This window comes from Pseudarthrobacter sp. PS3-L1 (assembly GCF_030063285.1).
Classification (GTDB): Bacteria; Actinomycetota; Actinomycetes; order Actinomycetales; family Micrococcaceae; genus Arthrobacter.
This window is the reverse complement of the sequence record NZ_JASISU010000005.1, coordinates 131,380-142,794: the sequence shown is the minus strand read 5'-3', so window position 1 is coordinate 142,794 and position 11,415 is coordinate 131,380. Positions and strand designations below refer to the sequence as shown.

The following is an 11,415-nucleotide window of genomic DNA, read 5'->3' as shown; positions in this document are numbered from 1 at the left end:
ATCTTGCGTAAGGACAGTTGTAGCCTTCGCACAAAATGGAGCTTCGGCTCGGGGCACCGTATGCTCGGATAATGCCTGTTTCCCCGCGCGAGCCAAAAAAGTCTCCTCCCGCCAAGAGGGGACTCTCGGTGGAGAAGATGGAAACCCTCAAAAAACTTCGTGCCAATGTGGGGCAGCTCTCCACCATCACCATGCGCAGGCTGGAGCAGTCACTGCCCTGGTACCGACGTCTCAGCTCCGATGAACGCTCGGCTCTGGGGCTCGTAGCGCAAAACGGCATTGCAGCCTTCGTCAGCTGGTACGAGAAGCCGAGCTCGCCGTCGTGGATCCTCTCTGATGTGTTTGGTACGGCCCCTGCGGAACTGACCCGTTCCATCAGCCTGCAAAAAGCGCTCCAGCTCATCCGTGTTGTGGTGGAAGTGGTCGAGGACCAGGCGCCGGTGATCGCGCCGGAAGCAAACCAGCCTGAACTCCGCGAAGCGGTCCTACGCTATTCACGCGAAGTCGCCTTTGCAGCGGCTGATGTCTATGCGCGCGCGGCGGAATCCCGCGGGTCCTGGGACACCCGCATGGAGGCGTTGATTGTGGATGCCATTCTGCGGGGCGAAAATACTGATGCATTACGCTCCCGTATTGCAGCCCTCGGCTGGAAAGCCCAGGAGCGATTCACTGTCATGGTGGGAAACTCCCCCTCAGAACCCAGCGCAAGCTATGTCAGCGAAATGCGCCGCCTGGCTGGCCGCTTTGCCGATGACGCCCTGGTAGGCATCCAGGGTGACAGGCTGATCCTGATCCTGGGAGGCGTGCAGGACCGGGACACTGCCTACATCAAGCTCAGCGAAATGTTCGCGCCCGGCCCCGTAGTCTACGGCCCGGAAGCAGGCTCCCTCCTGGAAGCAAGCAGTTCGGCCCAATCGGCATTCGCCGGGCTGACTGCAGCAAAAGCCTGGCCCGCAGCACCGCGCCCGGTGGCAGCAGATGATCTCCTCCCGGAACGTGTCATCTCAGGCGACGACGCGGCACGGCGGTCCCTGGTCAAGAACATCTACCGACCGCTCGTTGCCGCTTCCAATGGCCTGGTGGAGACTCTTGGAACCTACCTGGAACTAGGCCACTCCTTGGAAGCCACAGCCCGCGAATTGTTTGTCCACGCCAATACCGTGAGATATCGACTCAAGCGGGTCTGTGACGTCACGGGGTGGGATCCCCTGTTGCCGCGTGAGGCATTTGTGCTGCACGCAGCGATGGTTGTGGGGCGCCTGTCGGCTCCGCCACGGGCTGCCGCAGAGCGCCATCAGTCAAGATCAACACCCTGAACCCTTGTAGACTTCCTACAATCTGACCCGCTGAGCTTGGTACACCCAAACACCAGGAATCGCGCCATAATTTGGAAAGCTGGATACGTGCTTGCAATAGTTTGCCCTGGACAGGGCTCCCAGACCCCCGGATTCCTGGCCCCTTGGCTGGAATTACCGGCCGTAGCAGGCCAAGTGGATGCCCTCAGCGACATAGCCGGGATCGATCTGGCCGCCCATGGCACCACCTCGGATGAAGAAACGATCAAGGACACAGCTGTTGCCCAGCCCCTGATTGTCGCTGCCGGACTCATAGCAGCCAAGGCGTTGTTTGACGTCGAGCTCAGATCACTGCCGGTTGTTCTGGCAGGACACTCCGTAGGCGAGATCACCGCAGCCGCTTTGGCCGGTGTCCTCAGTGACGCGGAGGCCATGACGTTTGTGCGGGAGCGGGCAAACAGCATGGCAGCCGCAGCGGCCGCCATGCCAACCGGCATGTCCGCCGTCGTCGGCGGTGATCCCGCGGAAGTAGTCGCCGCCATCGAGGCGGCAGGTGCCACAGCGGCAAACGTCAACGGAGCAGGCCAGATTGTCGCTGCCGGAACATTGGACCAGCTCAAGGCCCTGGCGGAAAACCCACCAGCCAAAGCGCGTGTCATCGCCCTGAAAGTTGCAGGTGCCTTCCACACATCGCATATGTCACCTGCCGTTGAGGCACTGCGCACCATGGCACCCTCGCTGCACCCCAATGATCCCGTGGTCCCGCTGCTGTCCAACTTTGACGGCCGCGAGGTGGCCTCCGGTGCCACCGCAGTCGAGAGCCTCATTGCCCAGGTCTCCCGCCCCGTTCGCTGGGACCTCTGCATGGAAACGCTGCAACAGCGTGGCGTCAAGGGAATCATCGAACTTGCCCCGGCTGGGACCCTTGCGGGCCTGGCTAAGCGTGGCATGCCCGGAGTCAAGACCGTCGCCGTGAAGACCCCTGCTGACCTCAGCTCGGCTTTGGAACTATTTGCAGAATTGGAGGGAGAGGCATGAGCACTCCCACACTCAGGCAGGCGCCCGTCAACCAGTATTCGCGCATCCAGGGAATCGGCGCTTTCCGCCCCGACGTGATCGTCACCAACGAAGACGTTTGCCAATGGATCGACTCATCCGATGAATGGATCCGCCAGCGCACTGGAATCATCACCCGGCACCGGGCCGCAGCGGACGTCAGTGTTATTGACATGGCCGAGGGCGCAGCCCGGGAAGCACTCGAACACGCTGGAATTGAAGCCTCACAGCTGGGGGCAGTCATTGTGTCCACTGTGACGCACCCTTACGCCACCCCGTCGGCCGCTGCGGCCCTGGCGGACCGCCTGGGCGCCACTCCGGCTCCAGCTTTCGATATCTCCGCTGCGTGTGCCGGCTACTGCTATGGCATCGCCCAGGCCGATGCGCTGGTCCGTTCCGGCACAGCCACCTACGTGCTGGTGGTCGGTGCTGAAAAGCTCTCCGACGTGATCGATAACCGCGAACGCACCATTTCCTTCCTGTTGGGTGACGGAGCCGGTGCCGTGGTGATCGGGCCTTCCGAAACTCCAGGCATCTCTCCCTCGGTGTGGGGATCCGACGGCAGCAAGTGGGACGCCATCGGCATGACGCGCTCCCAGCTTGACGCCCGTGATCTCAGCCTGGCTGCCCGCCAGTCTGATGCGTCCGGCGACCTTGCGCTGTTGGAGGAGGCCCAGGAGCTTTACCCCACCATCCGCCAGGACGGCCAGACAGTCTTCCGCTGGGCTGTGTGGGAAATGGCCAAGGTAGCCCAGCAGGCCCTTGAGGACGCCGGCATCACCGCAGAAGACCTTGTCGCTTTTGTCCCCCACCAGGCCAACATGCGAATCATCGACGAAATGGTCAAGAAGCTCAAGCTTCCGGAATCAGTGACCATCGCACGGGATATCGCAGACGCCGGCAACACCTCGGCAGCGTCCATCCCCCTGGCCACACACCGACTGCTGAAGGAGAACCCTTCGCTTAGCGGCGGGCTGGCCCTGCAGATCGGCTTCGGCGCCGGCCTCGTTTTCGGCGCCCAGGTAGTTGTCCTGCCCTAAATACTTCCCACTCCAAGCCGCAACCCGCGGGTTGATTCATTTCCGGCAGCAATGCCGGTACAAAAGAAAAGGAGCCATCAATGGCTAGCAACGAAGAAATCCTGGCCGGTCTGGCTGAAATCGTCAACGAGGAAACAGGACTCGCCCCCGAGGCAGTCGAAATGGACAAGTCCTTCACTGAGGACCTGGACATCGACTCCATATCCATGATGACCATCGTGGTCAACGCCGAAGAGAAGTTCGGCGTGCGCATCCCGGACGAAGAGGTCAAGAACCTCAAGACCGTTGGCGACGCCGTCAACTTCATCTCCGGCGCACAGGCCTAGCAGTACCTCCGGTCCTTCCGGACCAAAACGGCCGGCTTGGCGGGGTTTCCCGCGGGCCGGCCGTTGCATCATTTGCACACCTGCAGATCAAGACCAGTGCCCGCAGCAGCGGCGTGACTGGCAATGGTCTGCGCACTGACAGAGAGTGATCCCATGACACGCAAAGTAGTCATCACCGGTCTGGGTGCCACCACACCCATCGGCGGCGATGTCCCCACCCTGTGGAAGAACGCGCTGAAGGGGGTCTCGGGTGTGCGCACTCTTGAAGACGATTGGGTTGCCAAATTTGAACTCCCCGTTCACTTCGCAGCCCGCTGCACGGTTCCAGCCCTGGATGTCCTGGGTCGCGTTGAAGCCAAGCGGATGGACCCCTCCACCCAGTTCGGCGTCATTGCCGCCCGTGAAGCCTGGGCTGATTCAGGCATCACCGACATTGACCACGACCGGCTGGCCGTAGCCTTCGCCACGGGCATCGGAGGAGTATGGACCTTGCTTGACGCGTGGGACACGCTTCGCGAAAAGGGCCCCCGCCGTGTTCTGCCCATGACCGTACCCATGCTGATGCCCAATGGCGTTGCAGCAGCTGTGAGCCTTGACCTTGGTGCGCGCGCTGGTGCGCACACCCCTGTTTCCGCCTGCGCCTCTGGCACCGAGGCCATGCACCTGGGCCTGGAATTGATCAGGTCCGGTAAAGCCGACGTTGTCATGTGCGGCGGCGCTGAAGCTGCCATCCACCCGATGCCGATGGCTGCGTTTGCTTCCATGAAGGCGCTCTCAACACGGAACGATGACCCACAGGCAGCGTCGCGGCCTTATGATTTGCACCGTGACGGTTTCGTCATGGGAGAAGGTGCCGGTGCACTGGTTCTTGAAGCCGAAGAACACGCCATTGCCCGCGGTGCCAAAATCTACGCGGAGCTGGCTGGCACTTCCGTCACAGCGGACGCTTACCACATCACTGCCCCGGACCCAGAAGGCCTCGGCGCCACCCGTGCGCTCAAGGCCGCCATGTTTGATGGACGTATCCAGGCGGACGACGTCGTTCACGTCAACGCCCACGCGACCTCAACGCCTGTAGGTGACAAGCCGGAATATACCGCCCTCAAGGCCGCCCTCGGTAAACACCTGGACCACGTCGCCGTGTCGGCCACGAAGTCGCAGATGGGCCACCTGCTCGGGGCCTCCGGTGCTGTTGAGGCCGTCCTGACGGTCCTGGCTGTCCACGAACGCAAAACTCCCGTGACCATCAACCTTGATGACCAGGATCCTGAGATTCCGCTCGACGTCGTCACCTCGGTGCGAGACCTGCCGGAAGGCCACATTGTTGCACTGAGCAACTCGTTCGGTTTCGGTGGACACAACGCCGTTATCGCTGTGCGAAGCCTGTAGCCCACGTCACTGCCGCTGCCCTGTTGAGCCGGCGGCTAGGTGAACAAAGGGCAATGGCGGCACCACCCTTGAGGGGTGGTGCCGCCATTGCCCTTTGGCCTTTGACCCTTGCCTTGGGTTTGTTACTCATGGGGTCGTTACTTTGGGGCCGGCAGTGGGTCACCGGCAACGTTTCGCCCGTGGCAGGCGTTGTTATGGAATTGGCCGTGCCACGTATTTTTTCTAGCCGACTTGGTGGAGCCAGCGCACTGGAGCACCCTCGGCAGCGTGCCGGAACGGTTCAAGTTCTTCATCCCAGGCTTCTCCCAGCGCGAGCGAAAGCTCCAGGTAGACAGCAGAAGGATCACCAGCACCAGACTCGTAGGCGTAGCGGATACGGTCCTCAGAAACCATGATGTTGCCATGGACATCTGTCACGGCATGGAAGATTCCAAGTTCGGGCGTGTGCGACCAACGGCCACCATCCACGCCCTGGCTGGGTTCCTCGGTGACCTCAAACCGCAAATGCGCCCACCCCCGCAGTGCGGAGGCCAGCTGCGAGCCTGTGCCTTGCGGACCCATCCAGGACAGCTCTGCCCGAAACATTCCAGGCGCGGCAGGCTGAGCGGTCCAGTCCAGGTCCGTGCGCTTGTCCACGACGGATCCGATGGCCCACTCGATATGAGGGCACAGTGCGGTCGGGGCCGAGTGAACGAACAGCACCCCACGGGTAGTTACAACAGACATTCCATCCTCCATAGCTAGGTACGTCTTCCCCAACGACCTGTGCCTGAATGGTGTGAACTGCGTAGTGTTCCGGGTGGTGCTTACCCCGCGATATTAAAGTTTACGGCCACATTGGGCTGAGCGGACCCCCCATGTTCTCGGAGGACCAACAAGCTCAACACGAAAGTTGCCGTAATGATCCTTATTGTGCCGTACGTCGCATCATTACGCCAGCGACGGGATAATTCTCCGTCATAGAGCGCACGTTCTGGCTGCTCGTCACACCTTCAGGCTCGCGGATGCGCCTGCTGGTAACTTTTTCGCAGCCTGTCCACGGACACATGCGTGTAAATCTGCGTTGTTGAGAGGCTGCTGTGGCCGAGGATTTCCTGGACAGCCCGCAGATCAGCTCCACCGTCCAGCAAGTGAGTGGCAGCAGAGTGCCGCAGGGCGTGGGGGCCTGTGGCCGCGGTATCGCCCAGCGCCTCAAGGGCATTCTTGACGACCGTACGGACCTGGCGTTGGTCAACCCGATTACCGCGGGCCCCCAGGAAGAGGGCAGGACCGCTAAAGCCAGTGGACAGGAGCGGCCGGCCGCGCCGAAGCCAGTCGTCCAGGGCATGGGCTGCCGGGACACCGTAAGGAATCGTCCGTTCCTTGTCTCCCTTGCCAACGACCCGCAGGGTGCGCCGATCAGGGTCCAGGTCATCAACGTCCATCCCGGCGAGTTCACCCACGCGCATTCCCGTGGCGTAGAGAATCTCCGCCATGGCGCGGTCGCGCAGCGCCATGGGCGCACCTTCATCAGCTGCCACATCCAGGGATTCCATCATCCGGGTGGTCTGTTGCTGCTGCAGGACCCCGGGCAACGTCTTCTCACGTTGTGGAGCTTTCAGCCGCAGGGCTGGATCCGTCTCAAGAAGTTCCTCCCGAACTGCCCAAGACATAAAAGACCGTGCTGTCGCTGCCCGACGCGCAAGGGTTGACCGGGCCATTCCAGCGTCGCTCTGCGCCCCGAGCCAGCGACGAAGAGTTCCAAGCTCGAGGTCAGGCAACGACTGGACGCCATCCTGCTGGGCGGCGAACTCCAGGAGGCTCCGGATATCCGCCAGGTATGCGCGCAGGGTATGTGGAGATCGGGCCCGTTCAGCTAGCAGGTATCTGCCAAATCCAGCCATGGCAGTATCCAGAAGCTGCGGCAACGGGGCGGAGTCCATGGTCTCAGTCTCCCAGCAACGGGGGCCGTGCCAAAGGAAGGCACGCACGCGAAAATGATCTCACTCCGAGATCCTGCCGCGCTTCCATCCGCCACGCTCTGCGAATGCCAAACCCAAAAGGCCCAATCTGCCCAGGCCTGCGCGAACAGAGTTAGGGCTCAACCCGGCCACTACACAGAGCTTTTCTACGGATGTCACCGAGCGCAACGGCAGGGCATCAAGCAGGATCAGGTCCTCAAGCGTCAGGCCATCGTGCGGAGAATCGGGGCCATCCGGAGAGTCTGCCAGTCCTGCTCCACTGGGTGATACCAGTTCAACAATCTCCCCCGCATCGGTGACACATACTGCGGCTCCCTCGCGGAGCAGGCGATGACAACCCGCCGAGTTCGCAGAGTGGATGGACCCAGGGACGGCGCCTACGGCCCTGCCCAGATTTTCCGCGTGGTGAGCTGTATTAAGTGCTCCTGAGCGCCACCGTGCCTCCACCACGACCGTGGCCCCTGCAAGGGCGGCGATAAGTCTGTTGCGTTGCAGAAATCTGTACCGGGTAGGCGCCGAACCGGGCGGAACCTCAGCCAGGATGGCCCCCTTCCGACTGACGGCCCGCAGGAGATCCTCGTTACCGGAGGGGTAGAAACGGTCTACTCCCCCGGCCATGACCGCAATGGTGGATAGCTGGCCTACACCTCCGGCCAAAGCCGAGCGGTGGGCATGGGCGTCAATGCCGTACGCGCCGCCTGAGACTATGGAGAATCCACGCTGCGCCAGCGAATAGGCCAGGTCACCCGTCACGGTGCCGCCATAGCTGGTGCTGTCCCGTGAGCCTACAAGAGCCACCGCCTTTGTTGGCTCGGGCAGGGCTTCTTCTGGTCCACGCCACCATAAGATGATCGGCTCGTGCAGGTCTAGGTCGGTGAGTTGCCGCGGCCACAGCTCATCACCTGGAATAACAACCCTGCCACCCAGCCTCGCTATGGTTGCCAGATCCCGTTCCGGCGCCAGATCGGTGATCCGCGGACCCCAGCGCTTTTTGGACTCGGTGAGCCCCGCCCAGGCTCCTGTCCCGCCGGCATCCTGGAGTGCAGCGGAGATGTTTTGTTCAAGAGTCGGTCCGGCTTTGAGTTCACCCACGGCGATGCGCAGTGCGTCCACCGCGCCTGCAACACGGATCAGGGCCAACCCGGCAGAATCCTGCGGTTCCATTAGCCTGGAAAGTGCCGCCCGGGCTGTTTGTTCATCACTCATTGTTCTGTCCTCTCACGCCGCGCTGTTGGCTGCTTGGCGCAGCATCAGGGCCTGGCCAAGGTCGTTTGCGTCTGGAGTGCCGTGTCCGGCAAGGTCTGCCAGGGTCCATGACAGACGCAGCACCCTGTCATATCCCCGGGCGGTCAGGACTCCCCGTTCCAGTGAGCGATCCAGAATGCCCGTCACCGGCGCCGGCAGCCGCAGCGTTCCGCGCAGGACCCTGCCGGGAACCTGGGCGTTGTTCGTCCAGCCCAGTTTCTCCAACCGGTCCCGCTGGCATTCCCGCGCTATCAGAACTCTTGATGCCACCGCGGCTGTATCTTCCTCCCGACGTGCGTCGCCAAAGTCCGCGAGGGATACACGGTTCACGCGCAGCTGGATATCCACCCGGTCCAACAGTGGACCTGACATCCGTGCCAGGTACCGGCGCCGCATCATGGGTGTGCACGTGCAGTCCAGGCCTTTGCCTGATGCTTGACCACACGGACAGGGATTTGCCGCAAGGACCAGCTGGAACCTGGCCGGGTAGGCGGCTGTTCCTGCTGAACGGTGGATTACTACCTTGCCGCTCTCGAGCGGCTGGCGCAGGGCGTCCAGGACGCGCCTTTCGTACTCCGGTGCTTCATCGAGGAACAGGACTCCCTGATGCGCCCGCGAGGCCGCACCGGGCCGGGGTACGCCGGACCCGCCGCCAATAATTGCCGCTGCGGTTGCCGTGTGATGGGGGTTCTCAAACGGTGGCCGTCGCATCAACGCCAGGGCAACCGTTGGCAGTCCACACAGGGAGTGAATGGCTGTGACTTCCATGGCCTCTGCATCGGGCAGATCAGGCAAAAGACCCGGGAGCCGCTCGGCCAGCATCGTTTTGCCCGCACCGGGTGGCCCGGTCAGCAGGATGTGATGGGCTCCGGCAGCAGCGACCTCAAGTGCGCGTCGAGCGTCGGCCTGCCCCGAAACATCGCACATATCCGGAACATAGGCTGGCACGGACGTATCTGGGTCAAGGCCTGATTGATCTTCTGGTTCAAAGTCCAGGGCCAACGTCTGCGGATCCGCGCCAAAATCAAAGACGAGACGGGCCAGGGTGCTATAGCCCCGCACGGACGCTCCTGGCACCAGGGCAGCCTCCGCAGCATTGCCCTGCGCCACGACAACGTCCGGGTAGCCTGCCTGCACAGACGCCATCACGGCTGGAAGAATACCGCGCACCGGCCGCAACCTGCCATCCAAACCAAGCTCAGCAATAAAGACAGTGCGATGCGTGGATTTGATGTCATTGGCTGCCCGCAGCACAGCCATAGTCACTGCCAGGTCAAAGCCGGAACCGCTCTTGGGCAGCGATGCAGGTATGAGGTTGGCTGTGATCTTCCGGTGGCTCAGGGGAATCCCTGAATTCTTGGCGGCGGATCGGATACGCTCTTTCGCTTCGTTGAGGCTGGCGTCCGGCAGGCCAAGGATGATGAATGCTGGCAGGGTCTGGCCAATGTCCGCTTCCACCTCCACCATGTACCCGTTCAAGCCCACCAGCGCAACGGAATATGCCCTTCCCAGCACCATTCAGCCCACGCCCCTGAGATGTTCCAGGAGTGGCTCGCTCACGCCGTCATCCAGCACCGAGATGACGTCTACGCGGCGCAGTGGCATCCGCAGTTCACGGTCCCGGCACCAGGCAGCGCCCAATCTGTGCAGCCGGGCGAGCTTAGCTTTGCCTACCGCTTCAAAGGGGTGTCCGTAGGCAAGGTTCTTGCGGGTCTTGACCTCGGCGATGACCAGCGCATCCCCATCCAGGGCGACAATGTCTATCTCACCGTCGGAACAGCGCCAGTTGCGCTCTACCACCAGCATCCCCACCGACTCCAGGTACCTGGCCGCGAGCTCCTCGCCTTTGCGGCCCAACACATCTTTGGCTTTCATCTGCCACCTCCACCACCAGCGTCGCGGATGCAACACGCAGAGCACAGGGAGGGAGGAACCTATGTGGGTAACCCTCCACCAAGAGCCGCAACGGTGGAGGAAGGGTGGGGCCCCAGGACCAAAAGTGTGCGGTCAAGAGGAAGTGGCAGCACTACCGACGAACACTAGTTACCCAGGTCTACGTCCTTGGGCAGGGCAAGCTCCTCGTTTTTTGGAAGCTCCTCGACGTTGACGTCCTTGTAGGTGAGGACCCGGACGCTCTTCACAAACCTGGTGGACCTGTAGACGTCCCACACCCAGGCGTCCTGGAGCGTCAGATCAAAGTACACCTCGCCATCGGCGCTGCGGGCCTGCAGATCAACATGATTGGCCAGATAAAAACGCCGCTCGGTCTCGACAACATAGCTGAACAGGCTCACAACGTCGCGGTACTCGCGGTAGAGCTGCAGCTCCATGTCTGTTTCATAGTTTTCAAGATCCTCGGCACTCATGCATCCATCTTGCACCATGGCACGGATGCCTGCCGCATCACACTCAGACCAGCCGCCAGCTCACCCGGTGGTGTTGGGTGGGCCCCGCAGAAGCGATGACCGAACGGTGGGACGCCGTAGCGTACCCCTTGTTGGCATCCCATCCGTAGTCCGGATAGTCCGCATGCAGCTCACGCATGATCGCGTCGCGGGAAACCTTGGCCAGGACACTGGCCGCCGCCACGCTCAGGCACTGCATGTCAGCTTTGACCTTGGTGTGGACCGGGGCGTCACAACCAGGATCCTCACCAGCGGCATCGTCATCAAACAGTGACGCCTGCGGGACGGGTGAGAGCCAATTGTGGCTGCCGTCCAGCAGGACGACGTCGGGCCTGATGCCGGACGCCAGGACCTGCAGCCAGGCCCGCGTGCCTGCCAGGCGCAGCGCGCCGATGATTCCCACCGCATCGATCTCGGCAGGGCTGGCGTGCCCGACGGAGGACGCTACGCTCCAGGCGCGCACCAGGGGTTCCAGCCGCTCACGTTCGGCGGGGCTGATGAGTTTACTGTCCCGGACGCCACTGAGGGATTTCTGCCCTTCAAGATCAATCACTGACATACCGACACTGACGGGGCCAGCGAGGGCACCCCGGCCCACCTCGTCCACCCCTGCCAGGAAACGGAAGCCCTGGGTCCGGAATGTCCGTTCGTAGCGAAGGGTGGGAGCTGTGGAGTGCGGACCCGTTGCTGCGGGCACG

General features: G+C 62.3%; 12 protein-coding genes. 5 read left to right on the top strand and 7 right to left on the bottom strand.

Annotated elements, in window-relative coordinates; all coding sequences use genetic code 11:
• Positions 1-71 precede the first annotated feature (71 nt).
• From QMG79_RS14810 to fabF, 5 genes are all read left to right on the top strand, one after another.
• Positions 72-1,316, top strand: coding sequence for a PucR family transcriptional regulator (locus QMG79_RS14810; protein WP_283539380.1), 1,245 nt, complete (start codon positions 72-74; stop codon positions 1,314-1,316).
• Between the two features lie 87 nt (positions 1,317-1,403).
• The gene (locus QMG79_RS14805) at positions 1,404-2,333 is read left to right on the top strand and encodes an ACP S-malonyltransferase (protein ID WP_283539379.1); all 930 of its coding nucleotides are present in this window, start codon (positions 1,404-1,406) and stop codon (positions 2,331-2,333) included.
• Positions 2,330-3,391: a beta-ketoacyl-ACP synthase III gene (locus QMG79_RS14800; RefSeq protein ID WP_283539378.1), complete on the top strand. Its 1,062-nt coding sequence runs from the start codon at positions 2,330-2,332 to the stop codon at positions 3,389-3,391. The genes QMG79_RS14805 and QMG79_RS14800 overlap by 4 nt, the downstream gene beginning before the upstream one ends.
• Before the next feature lie 80 nt (positions 3,392-3,471).
• Positions 3,472-3,717: an acyl carrier protein gene (locus QMG79_RS14795; protein ID WP_283539377.1), complete on the top strand. Its 246-nt coding sequence runs from the start codon at positions 3,472-3,474 to the stop codon at positions 3,715-3,717.
• Positions 3,718-3,870: 153 nt separating this feature from the next.
• Positions 3,871-5,106, top strand: a complete 1,236-nt coding sequence (gene fabF, locus QMG79_RS14790; protein ID WP_283539376.1) for a beta-ketoacyl-ACP synthase II — start codon at positions 3,871-3,873, stop codon at positions 5,104-5,106.
• 222 nt (positions 5,107-5,328) lie between these two features.
• On the opposite strand, the gene QMG79_RS14785 is transcribed toward fabF, so the two are convergent.
• The 7 genes from QMG79_RS14785 to rnhB form a co-directional block, all read right to left on the bottom strand.
• Positions 5,329-5,832 carry a DUF3145 domain-containing protein gene (locus tag QMG79_RS14785; RefSeq protein ID WP_283539375.1) on the bottom strand — a complete coding sequence of 168 codons (504 nt, stop codon included), beginning with the start codon at positions 5,830-5,832 and terminating at the stop codon, positions 5,329-5,331.
• 266 nt (positions 5,833-6,098) lie between these two features.
• Positions 6,099-7,028: a tyrosine recombinase XerC gene (locus QMG79_RS14780; RefSeq protein ID WP_283539374.1), complete on the bottom strand. Its 930-nt coding sequence runs from the start codon at positions 7,026-7,028 to the stop codon at positions 6,099-6,101.
• Positions 7,029-7,088: 60 nt separating this feature from the next.
• A complete protein-coding gene (gene dprA, locus QMG79_RS14775) occupies positions 7,089-8,273 on the bottom strand; it encodes a DNA-processing protein DprA (protein WP_283539373.1) in 1,185 nt (394 codons plus the stop codon).
• A gap of 12 nt (positions 8,274-8,285) precedes the next feature.
• Positions 8,286-9,830 carry a YifB family Mg chelatase-like AAA ATPase gene (locus QMG79_RS14770; RefSeq protein ID WP_283539372.1) on the bottom strand — a complete coding sequence of 515 codons (1,545 nt, stop codon included), beginning with the start codon at positions 9,828-9,830 and terminating at the stop codon, positions 8,286-8,288.
• Positions 9,831-10,187 (bottom strand): YraN family protein, encoded by a 357-nt coding sequence (locus QMG79_RS14765; protein WP_283539371.1) that lies wholly within the window; start codon positions 10,185-10,187, stop codon positions 9,831-9,833.
• A 164-nt stretch (positions 10,188-10,351) separates the two neighbouring features.
• The gene (locus tag QMG79_RS14760) at positions 10,352-10,678 is read right to left on the bottom strand and encodes a DUF2469 domain-containing protein (RefSeq protein WP_283539370.1); all 327 of its coding nucleotides are present in this window, start codon (positions 10,676-10,678) and stop codon (positions 10,352-10,354) included.
• 43 nt (positions 10,679-10,721) lie between these two features.
• Positions 10,722-11,414 (bottom strand): ribonuclease HII, encoded by a 693-nt coding sequence (gene rnhB / locus QMG79_RS14755; protein WP_283539369.1) that lies wholly within the window; start codon positions 11,412-11,414, stop codon positions 10,722-10,724.
• Position 11,415: the final 1 nt, after the last annotated feature.